Below are 22,545 nucleotides of genomic sequence, written 5' to 3' on the forward strand. Positions count from 1 at the left end.
CCGGTCAGCGCAGCCAGCCATCAGAGAATGCCACCCCGGTTACACCTGCAAACCGCGCCACCCGGTCCAGCTCTGCCTCCAGCCGTCTGGTGCGGGCCGCGCTCCATTTAACGTCTCTCTCCGGCCAGACGGCGGTTACGCGCAGGAGGTCTGCGTCGCGGTCCGCCTTCATGTCTATTCGGCCCGCAAGCCGGGCGCCTTCCAGTAGCGGGAATACATAATAGCCGTACCGGCGTTTGGGCGCGGGGGTGAAGACCTCGATCCGGTAGTGGAAGCCGAACAGCCGCTCGGCCCGCTTACGGTCGCGCAGGGCCGGGTCAAAGGGACTGAGCACCCGCATCCGGCCCGGCGGAGGCCGCAGCTCTTCAGCCCTTTCCACGGTGTCAGGACGGGTGAACACCTTGCGCAGATTGCCATCCGCCTGCTCGACTTCGATCTCTTCAAGCTCACCCTGGCGCAGCTGTTCCGCACACCAGGCCTTGGCTTCCGCCGCGGAGGCGGTGTCCCAGAAGGCGGCGATCTCTCCCGATGTGGCAAATCCCAGCCGGTCCAAAGCGGCAGAGCACAGCCAGTTGACTGTCGCAGCTGCATCGCAGTCGGTACCGGGACGCAGATGTTCCTCGATCACTCGTTCCGTCAGGTCATAGCGTTTCTGAAACCCCTCGCGCCCCACCACCGTAAGCGCGCCGGAGCGCCATAGGTATTCCAGCGCGGTTTTGGACGGGTGCCAGTCCCACCAGCCGCCGGAACCCTTTTTCTCGTCCTTGCCGACGTCGGAGGAACTGACCGGCCCGTGATCGCGGACATGTTGCAGGACAGTTTCGAACTGCGCCTCAAACCCGTCGCGCCGCCAGTCGCGCCAGCGTTTACGAAGCAGTTCAGTGTCGCGCTGAAACCTGAGATGCCAGTGCGGATAAAACTCCATCGGGATCACGGCAGCGTCATGGGTCCAGTGTTCAAACAGACCCCGCTCGCGCTCGTAAAGGTGTTTCAGGTGCTTGGATCGGTAGCCCGGCCGGCGGGAAAACAGGATCACATCATGCGCCCGCGCCACGGTGTTTATGCTGTCGAGCTGCACAAATCCAAGCCGCTGGATTAGTTCCAACAGATTTGCGCCCTTGGCCGGTCCTGAGGGTTGCTCCAGCAGCGCGTGGCGATCCAGGAACAATCGCCGCGCGCCCTGATTGCCGAGCCGCTGCAGCGCCATCAGCGCCGTTTCAGCGTGTCGCCATAGGATATGGTCGGGGTCAGCGTGACATGCTTTTCGATCTGGGCGTCCGGATCTTCCAACTGGGCAGCAATGATCTCTGCCGCCTTGCGCCCGATTTCCAGGCGGCAGGCGTCCATGGTGGCAAGTTGCCGGGGCAGACCCTGCAGCAGTTCCACTCCGTTGAAGCCGGCCAAGCCGATCTGGCCGGGAACGCTGATCCCCTGTTCCTGCAGGTAAAGCAAACCTCCCGCACCGATCATGTCGTTGGAGTAATAAAGAAAATCCAATTCAGGGGAGCGTTCCAGCATGGCCTGGGTCATTTCCCTGCCCTTAGCCAGCGCCGACCCGCCGGAATAGAATTCGCGGTCCTCGATCTCTACGCCTTCTTTGGCCAGAACCTCGGTGAAACCCTCGAACCGTTTACGCGCCCTGTGGTCAAGTGGCATTTTTGTGCCCATGAAGCCGATGTGCCGGTAGCCCGCCTTGAGGATCGCCTTGGCCATCTCGCGGCCCGCGCGGCGGTGGGAGATACCGACCATCGCATCCACCGGCTTGCCGTCGGTATCCATGATCTCCACCACTGGAATCCCGGCGCTGCTCAGCATGGCGCGGGCGGCATCGGTATGTTCCAGGCCTGCGATGATAACTCCGGAAGGGCGCCACGACAGCATTTCGTAGAGGACTTTTTCCTCCTTTTCGGGCTGATAATCGGTAACGCCGACAACGGGCTGAAGCTCTGTGTTTTCCAGCACCTTGTTGATGCCGGTCAGCACCTCTGGAAACACCATGTTCGAGAGTGAAGGAATGATCACAGCCACCAGGTTCACCCGGTTCGAGGCCAGCGCGCCCGCAATTTTGTTTGGCACATAACCCAGTTCCTTGGCGGCGGTCAGAACCTTGGATCGGGTCTTCTCCGACACGTCGCCGCGATTGCGCAGAACCCGGCTCACCGTCATTTCTGAAACACCGGTTGCTTCGGATACATCGCGAAGGGTTAGCGGGCGCTTGCTGTCCGTTGTCACGTTCCTGAGCCTCTTGTTTTGTCTGCCTCTAACGTTAGCGCAGACATGACTTGCTGCACAATGGAAACTGGCGCGGCAAAACGGCTTTCGCCTGCGCCCATCCCATTGTGATCGCAGGATGGATTTGCTATCGCGGAAGGACGCGGCCCCGTGGCTCAACTGGATAGAGCAGCCCCCTCCTAAGGGGCAGGTTGCAGGTTCGAATCCTGCCGGGGTCGCCAGACACAAGTGAACCAATTAAGTGTCTGATAAGTAAAGAAGGTTTAGGGCGGAGAATTTTCGCACCCCACACACCTCCCCCACACGACAGGTGGTCTTTTGCTTCTTGGCCGTGACGCAATGTCCACTACCTGGGCAGGCGCGCTATCCTCTCAGCATGGTTTGTCTCCTACGTCTGCCAATGATGTCTTAGGAGTGGCGGCATACCGTCGGCTGTACGCATCTGCCGTTTGGCCTATCCGCTAATCGCCTCGTATGCTATCGGCCATGACATTTCTTGTATTTTTTTCCACTGCCGCAGGGGCAAGGTTTATTCCGACCAGTTTTCTGAATCTCAGCTGGCGGAGGATTTGTTTTTGATTGGTGGAGGTTCACCGTCCTCCCAGGTTGAGCCATTCGAGCGGCATCCTCATAGATGTGAGCATTTTCGGAGGTCCGTACCGAGGGTAAGGTGAAGGAAAGGACGCGGGCTGCTGAAGCAGGGAGCAAGGCGAAGTCCGAGTTTCTGGCCACAATGAGCCATGAAATCAGGACCCCGATGAACGCGGTGCTGGGCATGGCCTCCTTGCTGGAGGAAACCAGCCTGGACGAGGAGCAGGCGCTTTATGCCAGGACAATCTCTGAATCGGGCAAAGCGCTGCTGGACATCATCAACGGGATTTTGGATTTCTCGAAGATCGAAGCCGGGAAGCTTGAGCTGCGGACCGCGCCTCTTGACCTGCAGGAACTCTTGAGCGGGGTGGCCCGCATGTTGGCCCCCAACCCGGTCGAAAGCCGGGTCGCACTGCAGCTGGAGTATGATCCCGAGGCGCCGGCGGGCATTCTAGGGGACGAAGGGAGGATTCGGCAGATCATTGTGAACCTTGTCGGCAATGCTCTGAAATTCACCGAGGCTGGATCAGTGACGGTCAGAGTCACCGGCCAGGCTGCTGGCGGCATGGCTAAGCTGCGGATCGCCGTGAAAGACACCGGGGTGGGCATACCCGAAGACAGTCTCGAGAAGATCTTCACTGCGTTTTCCCAAGTTAACAGTACCGCTTGCCGGGAGTTCGGCGGCACCGGGCTGGGGTTGGCGATTGCTTCCCGTCTCGCGTATCTGATGGGGGGCGGTATTGAGGTCCAGTCCGTGCTCGGCAAGGGGTCCACATTCACCTTCACATGCGCCTTTGCAACCGCTGAAGATCTGGTGACGGGGTAACTGCGGTGTGCAAAGCCGGAGGCCTTGGCGCGGCGGGGCGGCATTGCAGGGGCGGGAAGAAACCAAAAGCTGAGCTGTGCGGACCGGCCTTCCGACTGCCGCAGTATACGCAACTTGAAGTGAAGTATTGAAAACAGAGCTCGTAGATTTTGCGATTGCACCAGTTACTTCATTTGAGCCCGTGTCATTCGCGTCCGCGGCATGTTTGCTTGTAGCAACTTTTGGTTCCGGCCGTCGCGACGCATGGTCTGAAGTTTACTCAGCCTCGTAAATCAGAAGCCACGCATAAATCAGACAAATGAAAAAAATATGTTAGCACTTAGAGACCCCGTGCGAGTTCTCCTCGCACGATCCGGCGTTGTTTTGGGGATAGAGGGCTGCGGAGCGTGACATGGAAACCCTACAATTCACAGATGAAATGGCAGTTGTTCTTGGGCTTCTTGGATTTACGGTTTTCCTATTTGTCTCTGAAGTCATTCGAATTGACTTAGCGGCACTGCTTGTTCTCGTGCTGGTTGGTATCCTGAGCTACCTCCCAGGGCTCGAAAATCTGGCGGATGCAACCCATCTGTTCGATGGCTTCGCCTCCAACGCTGTCATATCGATCATTGCCGTGATGATTGTCGGGGCCGGGCTGGACCGGACCGGGATCATGAACAAGGTTGCTGCGGCCATCCTGAAACACGGCGGAGCGACCGAGGCGCGGGTGCTTCCGATCGTGTCGGGAACGGTCGGCTTTATTTCCAGCTTCCTGCAGAACGTTGGCGCGGCGGCGCTGTTCCTGCCTGTCGTCAACCGGATATCTGTGCGCTCGGGCATTGCGTCCAACCGCCTGCTGATGCCAATGGGATTTTGCGCCATCCTAGGCGGCACAATGACAATGGTCGGCTCCTCCCCGCTGATCCTGCTGAACGATCTGGTCCTGACCGCGAACCGGGGGCTGCCGGAAGAGGCCAAAATCCCAACCTTCGGGTTGTTCTCTGTCACCCCCATCGGCGTTGCGCTGGTGGCCACGGGCATTCTGTATTTCTTGCTTCTTGGCCGCTGGGTACTGCCTGGATCGCCGGAACCGGCCGAATTGGTTTCCGGCGGCGGCACCTCCGAATACCTTGAGCGTGTCTACGGCCTGCACGCCGATGTTTTTGAGGTGGATGTGCCTGCAGACAGCGCTCTTGTGGGGCAAGTTCTGGCCGACATCAACAACGACAACAATCTCTACATCATCTCGACCTTCTACCACGGCAAAGTGTCGATGATTCAGATTTTGACCGCCGAGATTGCAGCGCCGTGCAGGCTGGCCATCATTGGGAACCGGCAGGTGGTGCGGAATTTTGCGGACCGCTACGGGCTGACGGTCCGCCCTGAGCTGGATGTCTTCGTCGAGGAATTTGCCGCCACGAACGCCGGTGTCGCCGAGTTGGTCATCCCGCCGGATTCCAAGCTGATCGGCAAAAGCCCGCGCCAGCTGCTGCTGCGCAAGACATATGGCCTGAGCCTCATGGCGATCCACCGGGGCGAGGAAACCTTGAGCCACGTAAAAACGGAAGAACATGAACCGACCCAGATCGGGCTGGTGCCTTTCAGGGCCGGCGACATGCTGGTCACGCATACCCGCTGGGACAATCTGATGCGCATCAAGGCCGACCGGGACTTCATCGTGGTGACCACCGATTTCCCGCAAGAGGAGCTGAGGCCGCACAAAGTCGGCTGGGCGCTGCTGTTTTTTGCAATTTCGCTGTCGCTCATCCTGTTCACGGATGTGCGCCTGTCCCTTTGTCTCCTGACCGGCGCGGTCGGGATGCTGCTGAGCCGGGTTTTGAGCATCGACGAAGCCTACCGCGCGGTTGGGTGGAATACAGTGTTTCTGCTGGCCAGCCTCATCCCGCTCGGGCAAGCCGTTCAGAACACCGGCACTGCCGAGTGGATTGCTCAGCATATCCTTGTCCTTCTTGACGGATGGCCAGTCTGGTCGCTGCAGGTGGGCGTGGCCATTCTTTCGACGGTATTCTCCTTGGTGATGTCAAATGTAGGCGCAACGGTGCTCCTCGTCCCATTGGCAGTCTCGATCGCCGTGGCCGCTGGGGCAAGCCCGGCGCTCTTTGCGCTGACGGTAGCTATATCGACATCGAATTCGTTCATCATCCCAACGCATCAGGTCAACGCGCTGATAATGGGGCCGGCCGGCTACAAGGTTACAGATTTTTTGAAGAGCGGAGGTATCATGACGGTCCTTTTTCTGGCCGTTTCAATAGTTATGCTTAACGTGATGTTTTGACCCAAAAGCAGTCGAGACCAAGCTGGTTTGAGACGGGTTTCAAGACGGTGGCCGGTTTCCTGCAGCGCCATCGGACACCATGGGAATGGCGGCTGAAACCGCCGTTGGCCGACATTCAGTGAACGGCAGAATTGTCCCGCAGCGGGGCATTGCTTACTATGAAATGCTGCACCTGATTGCGGATGGCCGCTCTGGGGACTTTACACCGCAGCGGTTCCACGATGGCGAATGTCTGGATTGGGCCGATACGCTACTCAGCTCACCAACTTTCGAACAGTTGTACCGTGACTTTGGCTATGTATGTTTCATGCCAGCAGGCTTAACTGCCTGCCCGGCGCCCATTCTCCTCGTGCCAAACTGAGAACCAGCCCTGGCATTGTTGCCGAAACTCAGGAAGAACGTCACTTTTTTGAAGAACCTCAATTCGGGAGGGTCAGTATGCTGGTCAGCGTCGCGGTAGTCATAAGCACGGCCAGCAAGATCAATGCTTCAATTTCGATGGAGCGGGCCAAATGTCTTCCGGCGCGCGCCTCGCCCCGCTGCAAGTCAGGGACAAAGCGCCTGCCTCCAGTTCTTTCTGATTGGACGCGCTCACGCCCGCGATGATGTCTTCGGCGTTGGGCGGGGCTCAGAAGTTTCCCTTCGCAGCTTCCGTCAGGATGAGCCTGTCCAGGGTCAGGTCCGAGACGGCGCGACGCAGCCGTTCGTTTTCTTTCTGCAATCGTTTGAGTTCCCTGAGTTGGTCGGTTCCCATCCCGCCATACTGTTTGCGCCAGCGGTAAGAGGCCTTCAATCCCGAGGTGATCGCGTCGCTGCTTCACAAAGAACAATAACGATCAGAGCGCCTGTAGTTGCCGCGAAGAGCCCGCCTTGAGCGGGCTCTTTCTTTGCCAGACCTGTGCATGCTTTTGGTTTTGGCGTGCATGTTTTTGGGTTGCGCCACTATTTGTCAATTCACAAGTAACTGATTTTAATTAGTAAAATTCGCGAGTTGGATTGCCGAATCAAAGAAGCGTGCATTCTTATGCCTCATTGGCACCAACTGGCAAACGGACCCTCAGGCTGCGAGTGATTGCTTTCCTGCTAGGATTCGGACCAGCCGGAAAAGTTGGCGCGGTTGTCGGCCATTAGAAATTGCATCTTGCTATGGTTAGCAACCGGCGCACAAATTCGATTTGTGAAATTTAGTGGTGCCGCTGAAGGGACTCGAACCCCCGACCCCATCATTACGAATGACGTGCTCTACCAGCTGAGCTACAGCGGCACCGGCCTCCGCTCGAGGCGGGCAGGTGATGCTCGTTTAAACATTGCGCAATTCCCGCGCAAGTGGGGATCACAGGGAATGGCATAGAATGCCCGTCGTGGCTCTGGGCAGCTCTCCGAAACGGGCGCGGTAGAGCTGGGAAAACCGGCCAAGTGGGAGAACCCGCAATCATAGGCAATGCTGCTGACCGGCGTTTCTGCGTTCCGCGACAACATCAGGTAGCGGGCCAGGTCCAGCCGCAGGTCGCGCAGGTATTCCATGGGCGTCAGTCCGAAGTGCTTGCGGAACCCAGCCTGCAGCGACCGGATGCTGCAGTCCGCCGCGGCAGCAATGGCTGAGACCGAAAGTGACTCACCGACATTGGCATGAATGAAGTCCTGAGCGCGGCGGACTTGACTGCTGCTCCCCGATGAACGGGTGGTCAGCAGGTGACGGATATTGCTTTGCTGATGGGTCAGGAGGCCAAGGATCAGCTGCTCTTCGATCACTTGCTGCTGCAACGCGCTCCAGCAGCCAAAGCCGGTACGGTTTTCAGTGGCGCTGACACAGGCCGCAAACTGGCGTGCCCAGCCATGCAGGGCACCGCCGGATACCGGGAGCGCGGTGTCAAAGACAACAGCCTCGGACAAGGACAGGCCGGCAGCCTGTTCTGCAAGCGCGTGCAGGGCGCTCCGCCTGATCTGCAGCAGCAGCATCCGGCAATCGGCGTGCCAGGTCATCCGGGTATCGCGGGTCGGGTTGAGCACCGTGGCAATGCTGCGGTCGGACGCCACCGGAGTGGCGCCGTTGGCCACCAGCGCGCGGCCGTTGAGCGGCACCTGGACCAGATAAAAGTCCTGCAGTTCGCCCGGATCGATGTGTACCGCGGATCCGTAGCTGAGGTAATTGAGTGACAGAGCCTGACCGTTCACATGGTTGTAACGGGTGCCGGTCCTCCGGGAAGGGCCTGCGGGCTGCAGGCGGTGGTCGCAAAACTTTTGCGCCACCAGCGCGCGTACTTCATCAATGTCGCGGCTGTGGAACTGCCGCCAAGCGCGCAGCGGTTCACGTGCGCCTGAAGATTGCGATGCGGTCATTTCCGCAGCCTAGCACGGTTTGCGGGTCAGGCAATCACGGAGGTCTGCGCTTATTTGCGCATTCTGGATAATCCTTTTTCAGCACTGCGCATAGGCTCTTGGAGTGAGCTGACACGGGAGGAACAAATGGCTCAGGAGCAAGGAGTAACCAAGGCCGCCGACGGACTGAACGGCACGTCCTGGAATGTCGTCGGGCACACATATACGCCCAAGCTGCATAGCGAGAACGCCTTTATCTGGCATGCTGTCATTCCGGACGGGACTTTCGTTCCGCCGCATGTGCACCCAACCCAGGATGAGTGGATCACAATTTTGGAAGGCACCTTGGAGGTAGAGTTTGGCGGTGATGTTTACCAAGCCGGGCCGGGCGACACCGTGAGGATGCCGCTGGGGGTAGCGCATGGCATCTTCAACCGCTCTGGCAGCACGGCGTCCTGCGTGTTCGGGGTGGCTCCGTCACGGAAGCTTTACGAACTGTTCTGCGCGCTTGACGGGGTGACCGACCCGGAGGAGCTGGTGCGCCTTTCGGCGCTGCATGAGGTCGACTTCCTGCCGCCCCCGTCGGAATAAGGGAGGCGGACATGGTGAAACGCAAGACGGTCGCAGTGATCGGCGGCGGGGTAAGCGGATTGGCGGCAGCCAAGGCATTTGCCGAAAAGGGGCATCAGGTCCTGGGATTTGAGCGCAGCCAGGACCTTGGCGGGGTGTGGGAGCCTTCTCGCTCTTACCCCGGAGTGCAGACGCAATCGCCCAAGGACCTGTACTGCTATACCGACCATCCGATGCCTGAAAACTACCCGGAATGGCCGAAGGGGCCGCAGGTGCATGCCTATCTGCATTCCTATGCGGACAAGCATGATCTGCACCGGCTGTTCCAGCTGAACACCAACGTGCTGGAGATGGACCGGCGCCCGGACGGGCAGCCGGGTTGGCGGCTGGTGATCGAGACAGGCGGCGAGACCCGGGTGCAGGACGTGGATTTTGCCGTGGTCTGCACCGGGCAGTTTTCCGAGAAGAACATCCTGACCCATCCCGGGCAGGAGGCCTTCACCGCGCAGGGCGGCGAAGTGATGCACTCCTCTGAGTACCTGGACCCGGAGCATGCGCGCGGCAAGCGGGTGGTGGTGCTGGGCGGCTCAAAATCCGCGACCGACGTGGCGGTGAATGCGGCGCAGAATGGCGCCAGGCAGGTGCATCTGGTCTACCGGCAGAATGTCTGGCGGGTGCCGTATTTCGTCGGCGGCATCAACTTCAAGCGGCTGCTGTACATGCGGGCGCAGGAGGTTCAGTTCAACGGCTGGGGCCGCAGCTGGCTGCACAAGGCCTTCTATGGATTGGCCAAGCCGCTGATCTGGGCAAATTTCCGCGGGTTAGAGACGCTTTTGAAGCTGCAACTGGGGCTGAAGAAGTGGGACATGGTGCCCGATATTCCGATTGAAAAGGACGTTTCCTGCTCGGTGCCGATCGTGACGCCGGGGCTGTTCGAGGGCTTCAAGGACGGCTCGATCCTGCCGCACCGCACCACCTTCTCGCATTATGACGGTGACGAAATTGTGCTGGAAAACGGTGAGCGTATCGGCGCTGATCTGGTGATCTCGGCCGTCGGGTGGAAACTGGGCATTCCCTATCTGGCGCAGCAGCATCTGGACAAGCTGGTCGAGGCGGACGGCCAGTACCGGACCTACCGCCTGGCGGTGAACCCGGACCTGCCGGAAATGGGCTTTGTCGGCTTCAACTCCAGCTTCTGCACGATCCTGTCGGCGGAGATGGTGGCGAACTGGCTGGTGCGTTATGCCGACGGCAAGCTGGCGCGGCAGCCGTCGCGGGCGGAGATGGAGGAGAACATCCAGATGATGCTCGACTGGCGCCGTAAGGAGCGTCCGGCGGCGCAAATCTACGGCGGGCTGTGTTCGGCGCCGTTCCATTTCAAGCATTTCGACGAACTCCTGATGGATATGGGCGCGACGCAATGGAAGCGGTCGAATCCGCTGGCCGAGCAATTCGCGCCGCCCGACGCCAGCGCCTATGGCCGCTTTCTGGCGACAGCGCCGCAATATCAGGCGGCCTGAGGCCCGCCCCTGCGCCTGCCGGAAACGGCGGGCGCACATGCTTTAGCGGTCACGCAGTTACTGCTGCGATGCAATGTTTATCGAGTGAGGGGAATGGTGCCCAGGAGAGGACTCGAACCTCCACGTCCATACGGACACTAGCACCTGAAGCTAGCGCGTCTACCAATTCCGCCACCTGGGCAGGTGTCGTGAGACCGGCGTATAAGGCGGATTGCCAGGGCCGTCAAACGGAAATGGCAGGCAAATCCGCCGGGCCTGGGTTCAGCCAATTGCGATCCACCACGGCAAGCGCGGCAAAGTCGTACCTCTTGTGAGAAGCTGGACTGAATTCTGGCCTGGGCATTCCATTTCGGAATAATACCAGAACGCAATCTCATTGGCTTTGTGTCCCGGATTCTCGGATAAAGAGGCGGTCAGCCAGTTCAAGGAGGCCGCATGGACCGCGCTCAGATCGTGCATCAGAATTTCCTGGACCGGGTTCAGGCTGGTGATTTTCCTGTAGGAGCCGAACCAAGCGGGCCGCTGATAGCCGCCGAGGCAGTGTCCGTATTCCGCGCCCAGGTTCTGAGCCGGGCGCTGGATCTTACCAGCCGGGAAATGCAAAAAGCCGGCGAAGGGTTCTATACCATCGGGTCCTCAGGGCATGAGGGGATGGCGGCGCTCGCCCGTGCCCTGCGCCCTTCCGATATGGCGTTCCTTCATTACCGCGATGCAGCTTTCCAGATCGACCGCGCGGATCAGGTGCCTGGACAGCGGATTGCTTGGGACATGCTGTTGTCCTTTGCCTGCTCCAGCGAAGATCCGACCTCGGGTGGGCGGCACAAGGTGCTGGGCTCCAAGGCACTGATGATCCCGCCGCAGACTTCGACCATCGCCTCGCATCTGCCGAAGGCGGTGGGCGCAGCCTATTCAATCGGCGCGGCCAAGCGGCACAAGCCGGAGCATCAAGTGCTGCCTGAGGATGCGATCGTCTTGTGTTCCTTCGGCGATGCGTCCGCGAATCACTCGACAGCGCAGGGGGCAATCAACACCGCGGGCTGGACCTCGGTGCAGTCGACGCCGCTGCCCTTGCTGTTTGTCTGCGAGGACAACGGTATCGGGATTTCGACCAAGACGCCGAAAGGGTGGATCGAAGCCTCGATGTCGGGGCGACCGGGCATCAAGTACTTCAAGGCGGACGGGCTGGATATCTACAACGCCTTTGCGGTGGCGCAGGAGGCGGCGGAGTATGTGCGGACGCGCAAGAAGCCCGCGTTCCTGCATCTGCGCACCGTGCGTCTGTATGGCCATGCCGGGGCGGATGTGCCGACCACCTATATGGCCAAGGCCGAGGTGGAGGCGGATGAGGCCAATGATCCGCTGTTGCATACGGTGCGGCTGCTGAAGGAGGCAGACGCGTTGCAGCCCGCGGAAGCGCTGAAGATCTATACGGACACTTGCGCGCGGGTGGAGCGGATCCGGGCGGAAGCGGTGACGCGGCCGCATCTGAAAACAGCGGATGACGTGTTGGCCAGCCTGATCCCGCCGAAGCGGGCGTGTGCGTCGACCAATGGCCCGAGTGCCGAGGCAAGGGCCGCAGCTTTTGGCAGCGACATGCGCGCGATGGAGGAGCCGCAGCCGATGTCGCGCCTCATCAACTGGGCGCTGACCGACCTGATGCTGGAGCATCGCGGGATCGTCATGATGGGCGAGGATGTGGGCCGCAAGGGCGGGGTCTATGGCGTCAGCCAGAAGCTGCAGCAGCGGTTCGGGCCGGACCGGGTGATTGACACGCTGCTGGATGAGCAGTCGATCCTGGGGTTGGCGATCGGCATGGGGCACAATGGCTTCCTGCCCATCCCGGAAATCCAGTTCCTCGCCTATCTCCACAACGCCGAGGATCAGCTGCGGGGCGAGGCGGCGACGCTGCCGTTTTTCTCTAGGGGGCAGTTTTCCAACCCGATGGTGCTGCGGATTGCCGGGCTGGGGTACCAGAAGGGGTTCGGCGGCCATTTCCACAACGACAACTCGCTGGCGGTGCTGCGGGATATTCCGGGGATCGTGATTGCCTGCCCGTCGGACGGGGCCGAGGCGGCGATGATGATGCGCGAGGCAGTGCGGCTGGCGCGCGAGGAGCAGCGGGTGGTGGTCTTTGTCGAACCCATCGCGCTCTATCCGATGCGGGACCTGCATGAGGCCAAGGATGGCGGCTGGATGCGGACCTACCCGTCGCGGGACCGGCGCATTGGTTTGGGCGAGGTTGGGGTGCATGGGGATGGCACTGATCTGGCAATCGTGACCTATGGCAATGGGCGCTACCTGTCGGCTCAGGTGCAGGCAGAGCTGGCAGTGAAAGGCGTGGATGCCCGGATCGTGGACCTGCGCTGGCTGGCGCCCTTGCCAGAGGCGGCGCTGCTGGAGGCAGTCGAGGGCTGCAAGAACGTGCTGATCGTTGACGAGTGCCGTGTCACCGGCAGCCAGTCGGAAGGGCTGATGGCATTGTTCGCGGAGCAAAGCAATATCCCCGCGGCGCGGATCGCCGCTAGCGATTGCTTTATCGCAACCGGGCCTGCCTATGGCGCGACGTTGCCGTCGAAGGACAGCATCATTGAGGCTGCATTGAAGCTGGCAGGAGGCAAGAAATGACCCGCACCGCTGTTCTGATCTGCCCGGGACGGGGCAGCTACAACAAGGCTGAGCTGGGGTATCTCCATCGCCATCACGCGGACAAGGCGGCGCTGTTTGCGGGCTTTGATGCGCAGCGCCGGGACGCCGGGCAGGAAGAGGTCACGGTGCTGGACGGGGCCACGCGGTTTTCCGTGTCGAAGTATTCACGCGGGGATATTGCCTCGCCGCTGATCTATGCGTCCGCGCTAGCGGATGCGCAGTCCCTGGCGGAGGATATCGAGGTGGTTGCGGTGACCGGCAACTCGATGGGTTGGTACATTGCGCTGGCGGCGGCCGGGGCGCTGACTGCGGCGGACGGGTTCGAGGTGGTGAACACCATGGGCACGCTGATGCAGAAGCAGCTGATCGGAGGCCAGCTGGTCTATCCCTTTGCCGGACCGGACTGGCTGTACGATCCCGCGCGCAAGGCGGAACTGCTGGCGCTGGCGGCAGAGATCAACGCACGCGAGGGGCTTGACCTGGCGCTCTCGATTGATCTGGGAGGGCTGCTGGTGCTGGCCGGGAACGAGCCCGGGCTGGCGGCGTTCGAGGCGGCGGTGCCGGTGGTGGAGGAGCGCTTTCCGATGCGGCTGGCCAACCACGCGGCCTTCCATACCGCGCTGCAGGCACCGGTGGCGGCAGAGGGACGCAAGCGGCTGGGAGCGGAGATGTTCACCCAGCCGGATGTGCCGCTGATCGACGGGCGCGGGCAGATCTGGTGGCCGGGTGCGACGGACACACGGGCCCTTTGGGACTACACGCTGGGGCATCAGGTGGTGGAGACCTATGACTTCACCCGCGCGGTACAGAATGCGGCCTATGAGTTTGCGCCGGACCTGTTCATCGTGACCGGTCCGGGCACAACGCTGGGCGGCGCGGTGGCGCAATCGCTGGTGCAATGCGGCTGGCAGGGGTTGACCGGCAAGGAGGCCTTCAAGGCGCGCCAGGCTAAGGACCCGCTGCTGCTCTCCATGGGGGATGAGGCGCAGCGCGGGATTGCAACCGGCTGAGTGAGGGGCGGCGGAAAGCTCCCGCGCCTGTTGCCTGCATCGAAGATGCCAGCGAAGCAGCCTGGGGAGTGGCCCTGCCCTGCGGGCAGGATGGAAAGGTATTTGCCGAGGAGGCCTTCAGGGCAGGTTTGCCTGAAGGCCCCTATCCAGTATGCTTGTTCTTCCCCGCCTCAAGGGTAAACCGCGCCAAAGCGCGGCGGCTGCGCTGCCCTTGACCCGGGACTGAACAGGCGGAGGCGGGGTTATTCGGCGGCAGCTTGCGGTTCGGTTCTGGCCGTGATGGCAAAGCAGGTCACCGGCTGGGAAACATTGTGCAGGCTGACTGCGCCGAGAGGTATCGCCTGCGACGGATCTTTCAGGATGTCACAGCTGACGACGACCGGGTAGTCGACCCTCTTGCCGTAGTCGCCCAGCCTTGCGGCGATATTGGCGGCCTGGCCGATCACCGTGAAGTCCAGTCGCTCGCGCGAGCCGATGTTGCCATAGGTCACGCGGCCATAGGCAATGCCGATGGCAGCCTCGCAGCGGTGGCCGTCTTCTTCCTGGGCGATTTTCTCCAGCCGGGCAACGATGGCGCGGGCGCTGTCCAAGGCCTGGGTTCGGGCCTTATCCGGATCGTTGCCGGCCGGGAAGACGGCCAGCACAGCGTCGCCGATGAACTTCAAAACTTCGCCGCCATGATCATGCATGATGGTCGAGGCGGTCTCGAAGAACTGGTTCAGGAGTGCAATATAGTCCTTTCGGCCCAGCTGTTCTTCCAACCGGGTGGAGCCGCGCAGGTCGCAGAACATGATGGCGGCGTCAATCTCGTCGCCGTCGCCGCGGCGGATTTCGCCGCCGAGCACCCGGGCGCCGGTGCGTTTGCCCACGTATGTCTCCAGCAGCGACTGGGCGTTTTCGCGCTGCATGAAAATCTCGTAGTAGCGCGCGATAACCCCGGAGCATTCGAAGATCAGGCCCAGGTTGGCGGTGGAGAAGCCTTTCGGGTGATCGCTGGTAAGCGTCATCACATTGATGCGCCCGTCCGAGAACCGTAGCGGCATCGCGACATAGTCGGTGGCACCTTCCTTGCGCAGGTCTTCAAGGATCGGGAAGGCATCGTCGGTGCAGCAGCTGTCCAGCCTGTGACGCACCCCGCCCAGACCGTTGGAGACATGGCGCAGCGGGCTGTTTTGATACGCGGGATGGTCGTGGATTTCATACGACGGGGCGTAGGTCGTGACCTCGCCGGTTTTCTTTTGCCAGATGTAGTTCTTGCCCGCGATCAGCGGGTGCAACGACCAGGCCATGACTGAGAGGCGGGACAGGTAGATACCCTGTTCCACGAATTTCTCTGCCAGCGCGGCGGTCAGCTCTTCCGGGGTTGCCACCATTGAGGCATCGCGCAGCAGCCAGTCGATCACCGGGCCGGAGATATTGCCGTAATCCGGCATCTCCACCGTGTTGGTGCCGAAATCGAATTCGACCTCTGCGCCGGGCATGAAACCGATGTGGCCGGAAATGGCGGCGGCCTCCGGCATGGCATCCTCGTAGGCCCAGACGCCGTTTCGCACAGCGTTGCCGGGCAGCAGGATATCTCGGTAGCTGGCGGTGCCCTTGAAGGGGCAGAATGTCTGCAGGGAGGTATGGGCCGACAGGGGAACTGTAACGTCATCTGCCGGAAAGTAGACCGCAGGCGGGAGCCGGGTTTCGTACATCACCTTGGCACGGGTGCTTTGCGCCAGAACGGTGCCGCCGCGCCGGGCGGTAACCAGGCCCTGCAGCGGTTCGACAACAATGCCGTAGCCTCGGTTGCGGGTCTGCACCTGTGTGTCCATCCCAAAGATCCTTGTCCAATGTGCCGCTCAGGTGGCGGAAACAGGACCGGCCGGCACAGGCCGGTTCTGAACTATCTGGGGGCTGTGCCGGAAAATTCCAGAGGTGGACACGTGATATTGAGCGGCGCGGAGCGGATGGATCAGACCATGCGGATCACGTCCTTGCTGATCGCCAGCACATAGCCGCGTTTGGCGATGTTCTTGACCAGCAGCTCGCTGACCATCTGGTTGCCTAAGGTGTCGCGAAGGCGCTTGATCCGGGTGGCGCCGGCAGCTTCCTCGCAATCGGTGGAGGTGCGGCCGGAAATTACCGCCTCGATTTCGGCGCCGGACAGCACGTCGTCGTCCAAACGGGCCTCGGCCAGAACCGACAGGGTTTCCATCGCGGCGGGTGTCAGCTTGAACCCCATGCTGTTGAGGTAGACGGTGTTTTCATCGCGGCTGATCAGCAGCTCGTTCACCTGTATGCCGGAGCGTTCGATCTGGGCCATGCGGCGGTTCAGCATCACCAGCATGCCCAGCACCGCCAAGGCCGCTACCATCATGGCGGCGGCAAAGACCAGCAGCACAAAGATCACCATCCGGTAGCTGGTCAGAGTGTCGGCAAAGGCGGTGCCTGACTGGGCCAGGATTTCAAGCAGTTTGATCTCGGCCTGAGCGGTCAGGTCGTTTTCGACAAACAGCCGCTCGACCCGGGCATTGAAGGCATTGGCATCGGGCAGTGTCAGCAGAAGCACCGTACCGGCAACTGCCAGAATCGCAACTATGGCAGCAATGCCGAGGCCGATGACCTTACTGCCGGCGGCGCGGGCTTCAGAAACTGAGATAGTAGGGTCCGGCATTGGCCTTCCTCTGCTGCAGGCCTTCTGGGCCGAAGACGGATAGGACATTCAGAAGCGTCCAGCCGGCTCGGGCGATACGGGCCTGGATTTCGCCGCGAGCGGCCTGTTTGGAGCAAGCGCCGGAAAGCTGGATCACGCCATAGTGCAGGCGCAACGGGTTGTCCTGCTTAGCCTTGTAGTCGGCATAGCAGTCAGCGGCCGCCGCCGGCGGGGAGAGCGCCAGAAGGGCAGCCGCAAGGGCGGGGATCAGAAGGATCTGTTTCATGCGGTCATCCTGCGGCCGGGCTGCTTGAAATTCAATAACCGCAGGGGTTTGAAGGCACTGATATCCGATAACAAGCCACCGATATTGCCTGTCTGAACGGGGCGGGAACAAGTTGGCGGCATCAAGCGCAGTCATTGCGTTCCGCATATTTAATAGAAAGGTCCCGAAATGGCCCATATTCACCGCCCCCAACCGCACCGGAAGTTCATTGCAATGATTGTTGCTGCAGCAATTGCCATTACCGGTTTTTCTGCGGCGCCCGCCCGCGCTGACGAGGATGTTGCAAAAATTCTTGGCGGCCTGGCGCTCCTGGGAATCCTGGGTGCGGCTATCAAACATTCCAGGGATAGGGATGATCATGCGGTAACCCGCACTTACAATCCGCCGCACAACCATTCACACGGCGGCCACCGGCACAATGGGTACAATCGCAACGACGGCCACGTCAAACCGCTGCCGCGGTCTGTGCGCCGCTATGACCTGCCTGCGCGATGCGTCCGCTATTTCCCGCGCTACAGCCAGAACTATCCGCTGGCGGCAAAGCGCTGCCTGGATCGCAACTATGGCTACACCCACAAACTGCCGCGGGCTTGTAAAGTGACGTTCTGGAATGGACAGCGCAACCGCACCGGTTTCAAGCCTGGCTGCCTGAAGAGACATGGCTACCGGATGGTGAACCGCTAACCCGCACATCGGCTTCGAGCAGCAGCAAACTTGGGGGCTTCGGCCCCCCTTTTTTGTACGGGTTGCATCCGGGGCCATGATTGGCTTTGTGAGAGGCATGACACAGCCAGATTACAGTCTCGAGACCGTTGCCCATGAAAAAGGGTTCCTCAGAATTGCCGGTGTGGACGAGGTTGGCCGCGGGCCGCTGGCAGGTCCGGTGACCGCTGCCGCGGTGGTGCTGGATGCCAGCGCTATACCTGATGGTCTCAACGACTCTAAAAAGCTCACCCTGAAAAAACGCGAGGCGCTGGAAGGGGCAATCCTATCCTCCGCACAGGCGGCCATTGCCCATGCTACGGTGGAAGAGATTGATTCACTGAACATTTTGCGCGCGTCGCATCTGGCGATGGAGCGTGCAGTGGCAGCGCTGGACCCGACACCGGACTATTTGCTGATCGATGGCAATCTGATCCCTAAGGGGCTGGTTTTGCCAGCGGAAGCGGTGGTCAAAGGGGACGCAAAATCGGTGTCCATCGCAGCGGCTTCGATCCTGGCGAAACTTGCGCGCGACAGGATCATGGTGGATTTGGCGCAACAGTTCCCGGGTTATGGCTGGGAGAAAAACGCGGGCTATCCCTCGAAACAGCACCGGGATGCGCTACTTCAGCTTGGTGTGACCCCACATCATCGGCGATCCTTTAAACCGGTACACAATATCTTGTATCAAGAGTGAACCGTAGGGCGTTGTTATAATAAACAAATTGACCTCGAATCCGCGATGACTCATCCTGTGGACAACCTAATGAGCGCAAAAATGCGCCGCGGTTATGAGGCAGAGCAATGAATAAAACCATGACAAAGGGCGCGGCAGCGCTCCCTTTAAACACGATTATTGGCGGGGACTGCGTCGAAGCGATGAACAGTCTGCCGGCCAATTCGGTCGATCTGATCTTTGCGGATCCGCCGTATAACCTACAGCTGAAAGGCCAGCTGCACCGTCCCGACAACTCCAAAGTCGATGCCGTGGATGATCACTGGGACCAGTTTTCCAGCTTTCAGGCCTATGACCAGTTCACCCGCGATTGGCTGAAGGCGGCGCGCCGGGTGCTGAAGCCGAACGGCTCGATCTGGGTGATTGGTTCCTACCACAACATCTTTCGTGTCGGCGCCGTGTTGCAGGACGAAGGCTACTGGGTGCTGAACGACGTCATCTGGCGCAAGTCGAACCCGATGCCGAACTTCCGCGGCAAACGGTTCACTAACGCGCATGAGACGATGATCTGGGCCTCCAAGTCCGAAGGCGCCAAGTACACCTTCAACTACGAGGCGCTGAAGGCGCTGAACGAGGGCATTCAGATGCGCAGCGACTGGGTGCTGCCGATTTGCACCGGCCACGAGCGTCTGAAAGACGAAAACGGCGACAAGGCGCATCCGACGCAAAAGCCGGAATCTCTGCTGCACCGGATCCTGGTCGGGGCAACCAACCCAGGCGACGTGGTGCTGGACCCGTTCTTCGGCACCGGCACCACTGGTGCGGTGGCGAAGATGCTGGGCCGGGAGTTTATCGGCATCGAGCGCGAGGAAGCATACCGCAAGGTGGCGGAGAAGCGGATCAAGGCAGTGCGCAAGTTCGATCGCGAGGCGCTGGAGGTTTCCGCCAGCAAACGCGCGGCGCCGCGGGTGCCGTTCGGCCAGCTGGTCGAGCGCGGCATGTTGCGCCCTGGCGAGGAGCTGTACTCGATGAACCGCCGCCACAAGGCAAAGGTGCGTGCGGACGGTACCCTGATCGGCGACAATATCAAGGGCTCGATCCATCAGGTGGGTGCGCATCTGGAAAACGCGCCGTCCTGCAACGGCTGGACCTACTGGTGCTTCAAGCGTGATGGCAAGACAGTGCCGATTGACGTGCTGCGCCAGCAGATCCGGGCTGAGATGCAGAACTGACGGTCACGGTTTCAGAACGCAACAGTCTATTGCAGGTGCCTGTGCTTTTGCGCAGGCGCACACCTTGCCCCGCCTGTCCAAGGCGGGGTTTTTTGCGCCGGTGCGGTCCAATGCGCTATTCCCTGTGTAATGCGGAGCATTTATCTGAAGTGCCGGTGCTGCAGCAGCCAGCGGGCAGGAGGGAAAGCCGATGACCGATACCGCGTTTGCGTCTGGAACCAGCGCCGCCAAGGCGGCGGAAACCGGCAGCTTGCAGCAGGCCTCACCTGCGGAAAGCCGATTCGCAGAGGCGGCGCTGGATGAGCACAAGCGGCGCGGGCTGCAGCTTGCAGTGCGGGCCCGCTGGATCGCACTGCCCATAATCGCGGTCTTTATCGTCTTTCTGAACCCCGTCTGGAGCGTGCTTTACTACCACGGCATTCTGGCGCTGTTGTGCCTCAACGGCTGGTTCATCAGCCGGGTTGGCAAAGTGGGCCGGTCGCGGCTGGAGCTGCTGTTGATCTTCCTTGACCTTCTGATCATGACCATCGGTTTGGTGGTGCCCAACCCCTTTGATGCCCGCGAAATACCTGCGGCGATACTCTACCGGTTCGACAACTTCCAGTATTTCTTCGTCATCCTTGCGGCTGGGACCATGGCCTACTCCTGGCGCACGGTGATTGCGATCGGCACCTGGACGGCCGCCATGTGGCTTAGCGCGTTGGGACTGGTCTGGTGGTTTTCCAGCCCAGTTCACGGATTGTCGGAAGCCGTAGCCGATGCGCTTGGATTTGAGCCGGAACTGGCGGAGTTTTTCGACCCGAATAGTTTTGTGGTTCAGCTGCGGATTCAAGAGGCTGTGGTCTTTGTTCTAGTTGCTGTGACGCTGGGATTTTCGGTGCGACGCTTCAACGGGCTGCTGATGAGCAACGCGAGCCTGACACGGGAGCGGACCAATTTGTCGCGCTACTTCTCGCCCAATGTAGTCGAGCAGCTTTCGCAGAACGATGAACCGCTAAAGCAGGTACGCAGCGAGAATGTGGCGGTTCTGTTCATCGATATCATCGGCTTTACCCGGCTGTCAGCAGGCATGGATCCGCATTCGGTAATTGATCTTTTGCGTGAATTCCATGGCCGGATGGAGCGGGAGGTATTCCGCCACCACGGCACGCTGGACAAGTATCTGGGAGACGGGCTGATGGCGACCTTTGGTACGCCGGTGGCTGGCAAGCAGGACGCCACGAATGCGCTGGTCTGCGCGCATGCCATGCGGTCTTCGCTGGCGAAGTGGAACCGCGAGCGCGTCAAGCAGGGCAAACAGGAGATCCGCGCTGGCATTGGCATTCACTACGGTGAGGCGCTGCTGGGAGACATCGGAGCCAACCGGCTGGAATATGCGGTCCTGGGCATGACGGTGAATATTGCCGCACGGCTGGAGAATCTGACCCGCAGGCTGCGGGCCAGTATTGTTGTCAGCGAAACAGTGGCAGAACAGGTGAAGGCTGAATTGACTGGGCTGGACCTGATGGACGGAGCAGCCTGCTATCCGGATCAGGAAGTGCGCGGGCTGGACCAGCCAATGACGGTTCTGGCCTGGACGTAGACCCTAACGCGGCATCGGGTTCTGCGCCTTGTTATAGGGGTGCCAGTCGGTGACCTCCGGATAGTACCTCTGCCGCCAGCTCCGCACCCGCGGGTTCATCACCCGCCGCCACAATGGAGGGATCATCGCGGCAATGGTCATGACCGGATAACCGTAGGGGAGCTGCGGGGCGTCGGCCTCGGTGTAGTTCTGCAACAGCGGAAAGCGGCGGTTCGGCTTGTAATGGTGGTCCGAATGGCGCTGCAGGTTGATCAGCAGCCAGTTCGACGCCTTGTGCGCCGCATTCCAAGAATGGCGGGGCTGGACGGGTTCATACTTACCGTCTCCCAGATGTTTGCGGGTCAGCCCGTAGTGCTCGACATAGTTGACCACCTCCAGCTGCCAGATTGCAGTGCCAGCCTGAACCAGGAACAGAAGGACGCCGGTCAGCCCGCCGAGAATCAGGGCCAGCAGAAGCATCGCCGCCTGCAGCGCCCAGTAGCGGAAGAACGGGTTGGAGCGGTCGGTCCAGGGGCGGTTCTTCTTCGCTAGCTTCTCTTTTTCAGCGCGGAAGGCAGAATGCCAGCACTGCCGCAACACCCGGGGATAGAAGCGGTGGAAGCCTTCGTTGTATCGCGCGGTGACCGGATCGCGCGGGGTGCCGACATAGCGGTGATGCACCAGCAGATGCTCGGAGCGGAAATGGGAGTAGAGTACCATCGCCAAGAGGATATCTCCCAGCCAGCGCTCCACCCGGCTAGACTGGTGCATCAGCTCGTGACTGTAGGTGATGCCGACGGCGCCGGTGACAACGCCAACACCGAAGAAGGCGGCGAATTTCTCGAAGCCGTTCAGGTGCTCCGTGCCGCTGACATACCAGATCAGCCCGAACAGCGTGAGGAACTGCAGCGGCACCCAGGCTGCAGTCAGTGCCTTGTACCACTTGAGGTCGCTGTCCGGTGTTTCCGGGTCGGCGTTTTCCAGATTGAGCCCGAACATCCCATCCAGCACCGCAAACAGGTGCCAGGTCACGAGTGGCGGCAGCAGCAGAGCCCAGCCGCCCTGCAACGCCGCGATCCAGACCAGCGGCAGAAGCAGGAAAGACATCCAGAACGGCAGGGCGCTTTGCCAGCGGGAAAGAGTTTCGGGGGCAATCATGCCAGGTCTCCCAAATCAGTCAGCGCGCGTTTGGGGAAAACCTATGCCCAGACATTTGAAAACCCAATAGGGGCGCGGGGTAACCTAGCGGCCTTTGTAAAGATCGAAGGCTTTGCGCATCACCGTGGGCAGGCTGGAAGGGCGGAAATGGTGGCGCGAAATCAATTCCTGCTCTGCACTTTGATTGAACCCGCCAGGCAGTTCTGCGGTCATGACACGCAGGATCAAGTGAAAATGGGTGAAGGTGTGCCGCACGTCGCCAGCCAGTTCCTGCCAATCCGCTTCAAAGGGCGGGTTCGGGGC

19 protein-coding genes, 3 tRNA genes and 2 pseudogenes are annotated in these 22,545 nt (G+C 60.6%); 12 read left to right on the forward strand and 12 right to left on the reverse strand.

Annotated elements, in window-relative coordinates:
* Positions 1-4: 4 nt before the first annotated feature.
* Positions 5-1,207, reverse strand: coding sequence for a crosslink repair DNA glycosylase YcaQ family protein (locus AB1A62_RS05485; protein WP_366660507.1), 1,203 nt, complete (start codon positions 1,205-1,207; stop codon positions 5-7).
* Positions 1,207-2,232, reverse strand: a complete 1,026-nt coding sequence (locus tag AB1A62_RS05490; RefSeq protein ID WP_366660508.1) for a LacI family DNA-binding transcriptional regulator — start codon at positions 2,230-2,232, stop codon at positions 1,207-1,209. Before AB1A62_RS05490 ends, AB1A62_RS05485 begins: the two co-directional genes overlap by 1 nt.
* A gap of 144 nt (positions 2,233-2,376) precedes the next feature.
* On the opposite strand from AB1A62_RS05490, the gene AB1A62_RS05495 reads away from it, so the two are divergent.
* Positions 2,377-2,453, forward strand: a tRNA-Arg gene (locus tag AB1A62_RS05495).
* Positions 2,454-2,709: 256 nt separating this feature from the next.
* On the opposite strand, the gene AB1A62_RS05500 is transcribed toward AB1A62_RS05495, so the two are convergent.
* Positions 2,710-3,009, reverse strand: coding sequence for an SEC-C metal-binding domain-containing protein (locus tag AB1A62_RS05500; protein ID WP_366660509.1), 300 nt, complete (start codon positions 3,007-3,009; stop codon positions 2,710-2,712).
* On the opposite strand from AB1A62_RS05500, the gene AB1A62_RS05505 reads away from it, so the two are divergent.
* The 3 genes from AB1A62_RS05505 (at position 2,903) to AB1A62_RS05515 (ending at position 6,285) form a co-directional block, all read left to right on the forward strand.
* A complete protein-coding gene (locus AB1A62_RS05505) occupies positions 2,903-3,649 on the forward strand; it encodes an ATP-binding protein (RefSeq protein WP_366660510.1) in 747 nt (248 codons plus the stop codon). The two genes, AB1A62_RS05500 and AB1A62_RS05505, sit on opposite strands and share 107 nt — an antisense overlap.
* A 391-nt stretch (positions 3,650-4,040) precedes the next feature.
* Complete coding sequence (locus AB1A62_RS05510) at positions 4,041-5,924, forward strand: SLC13 family permease (protein WP_366660511.1); 1,884 nt, start codon at positions 4,041-4,043, stop codon at positions 5,922-5,924.
* Between the two features lie 85 nt (positions 5,925-6,009).
* Entirely contained in the window at positions 6,010-6,285 is a 276-nt protein-coding gene (locus AB1A62_RS05515; RefSeq protein WP_366660512.1) for a hypothetical protein, read from the forward strand.
* Positions 6,286-6,532: 247 nt separating this feature from the next.
* Here AB1A62_RS05515 and AB1A62_RS05520 read toward each other — a convergent pair.
* From AB1A62_RS05520 to AB1A62_RS05530, 3 genes and pseudogenes are all read right to left on the reverse strand, one after another.
* Positions 6,533-6,705 (reverse strand): annotated as a pseudogene (locus AB1A62_RS05520) (transposase); the annotation flags it as partial.
* Positions 6,706-7,112: 407 nt separating this feature from the next.
* A tRNA-Thr gene (locus tag AB1A62_RS05525) sits at positions 7,113-7,188 on the reverse strand.
* Positions 7,179-8,264, reverse strand: a complete 1,086-nt coding sequence (locus tag AB1A62_RS05530; RefSeq protein ID WP_366660513.1) for an AraC family transcriptional regulator — start codon at positions 8,262-8,264, stop codon at positions 7,179-7,181. The genes AB1A62_RS05525 and AB1A62_RS05530 overlap by 10 nt, the downstream gene beginning before the upstream one ends.
* 126 nt (positions 8,265-8,390) lie before the next feature.
* On the opposite strand from AB1A62_RS05530, the gene AB1A62_RS05535 reads away from it, so the two are divergent.
* Both AB1A62_RS05535 and AB1A62_RS05540 read left to right on the forward strand, forming a co-directional pair.
* Positions 8,391-8,834, forward strand: coding sequence for a cupin domain-containing protein (locus AB1A62_RS05535; protein WP_366660514.1), 444 nt, complete (start codon positions 8,391-8,393; stop codon positions 8,832-8,834).
* Between the two features lie 11 nt (positions 8,835-8,845).
* Entirely contained in the window at positions 8,846-10,333 is a 1,488-nt protein-coding gene (locus AB1A62_RS05540) for an FAD-dependent oxidoreductase (protein ID WP_366660515.1), read from the forward strand.
* 94 nt (positions 10,334-10,427) lie between these two features.
* Here AB1A62_RS05540 and AB1A62_RS05545 read toward each other — a convergent pair.
* A tRNA-Leu gene (locus AB1A62_RS05545) sits at positions 10,428-10,514 on the reverse strand.
* Between the two features lie 254 nt (positions 10,515-10,768).
* On the opposite strand from AB1A62_RS05545, the gene AB1A62_RS05550 reads away from it, so the two are divergent.
* The gene (locus AB1A62_RS05550) at positions 10,769-12,958 is read left to right on the forward strand and encodes a thiamine pyrophosphate-dependent enzyme (RefSeq protein WP_366660516.1); all 2,190 of its coding nucleotides are present in this window, start codon (positions 10,769-10,771) and stop codon (positions 12,956-12,958) included.
* Positions 12,955-13,989, forward strand: coding sequence for an ACP S-malonyltransferase (locus AB1A62_RS05555; RefSeq protein ID WP_366660517.1), 1,035 nt, complete (start codon positions 12,955-12,957; stop codon positions 13,987-13,989). The genes AB1A62_RS05550 and AB1A62_RS05555 overlap by 4 nt, the downstream gene beginning before the upstream one ends.
* A gap of 242 nt (positions 13,990-14,231) precedes the next feature.
* On the opposite strand, the gene AB1A62_RS05560 is transcribed toward AB1A62_RS05555, so the two are convergent.
* From AB1A62_RS05560 to AB1A62_RS05570, 3 genes are all read right to left on the reverse strand, one after another.
* Positions 14,232-15,806 carry a DUF427 domain-containing protein gene (locus tag AB1A62_RS05560; RefSeq protein ID WP_366660518.1) on the reverse strand — a complete coding sequence of 525 codons (1,575 nt, stop codon included), beginning with the start codon at positions 15,804-15,806 and terminating at the stop codon, positions 14,232-14,234.
* A 140-nt stretch (positions 15,807-15,946) separates the two neighbouring features.
* Positions 15,947-16,648, reverse strand: coding sequence for a hypothetical protein (locus AB1A62_RS05565; protein ID WP_366660519.1), 702 nt, complete (start codon positions 16,646-16,648; stop codon positions 15,947-15,949).
* Positions 16,620-16,913 carry a hypothetical protein gene (locus AB1A62_RS05570; RefSeq protein WP_366660540.1) on the reverse strand — a complete coding sequence of 98 codons (294 nt, stop codon included), beginning with the start codon at positions 16,911-16,913 and terminating at the stop codon, positions 16,620-16,622. Before AB1A62_RS05570 ends, AB1A62_RS05565 begins: the two co-directional genes overlap by 29 nt.
* 168 nt (positions 16,914-17,081) lie before the next feature.
* Between AB1A62_RS05570 and AB1A62_RS05575 the strand changes: the two genes are divergently transcribed.
* The 4 genes from AB1A62_RS05575 to AB1A62_RS05590 all read left to right on the forward strand — a co-directional run bounded on the left by AB1A62_RS05575 (position 17,082) and on the right by AB1A62_RS05590 (position 21,105).
* Positions 17,082-17,597 (forward strand): hypothetical protein, encoded by a 516-nt coding sequence (locus AB1A62_RS05575; protein WP_366660520.1) that lies wholly within the window; start codon positions 17,082-17,084, stop codon positions 17,595-17,597.
* Between the two features lie 97 nt (positions 17,598-17,694).
* Positions 17,695-18,312 carry a ribonuclease HII gene (locus AB1A62_RS05580; RefSeq protein ID WP_366660521.1) on the forward strand — a complete coding sequence of 206 codons (618 nt, stop codon included), beginning with the start codon at positions 17,695-17,697 and terminating at the stop codon, positions 18,310-18,312.
* A gap of 107 nt (positions 18,313-18,419) precedes the next feature.
* Positions 18,420-19,523, forward strand: coding sequence for a site-specific DNA-methyltransferase (locus AB1A62_RS05585; protein ID WP_366660522.1), 1,104 nt, complete (start codon positions 18,420-18,422; stop codon positions 19,521-19,523).
* Positions 19,524-19,713: 190 nt separating this feature from the next.
* A complete protein-coding gene (locus AB1A62_RS05590; RefSeq protein ID WP_366660523.1) occupies positions 19,714-21,105 on the forward strand; it encodes an adenylate/guanylate cyclase domain-containing protein in 1,392 nt (463 codons plus the stop codon).
* Positions 21,106-21,108: 3 nt separating this feature from the next.
* On the opposite strand, the gene AB1A62_RS05595 is transcribed toward AB1A62_RS05590, so the two are convergent.
* Positions 21,109-22,242 (reverse strand): alkane 1-monooxygenase, encoded by a 1,134-nt coding sequence (locus tag AB1A62_RS05595; protein ID WP_366660524.1) that lies wholly within the window; start codon positions 22,240-22,242, stop codon positions 21,109-21,111.
* An 84-nt stretch (positions 22,243-22,326) separates the two neighbouring features.
* Positions 22,327-22,545, reverse strand: a pseudogene (locus AB1A62_RS05600) (A/G-specific adenine glycosylase); the annotation flags it as partial.

Origin of the sequence: Leisingera sp. JC11 (assembly GCF_040704725.1) — a bacterium.
Classification (GTDB): domain Bacteria; phylum Pseudomonadota; class Alphaproteobacteria; order Rhodobacterales; family Rhodobacteraceae; genus Leisingera.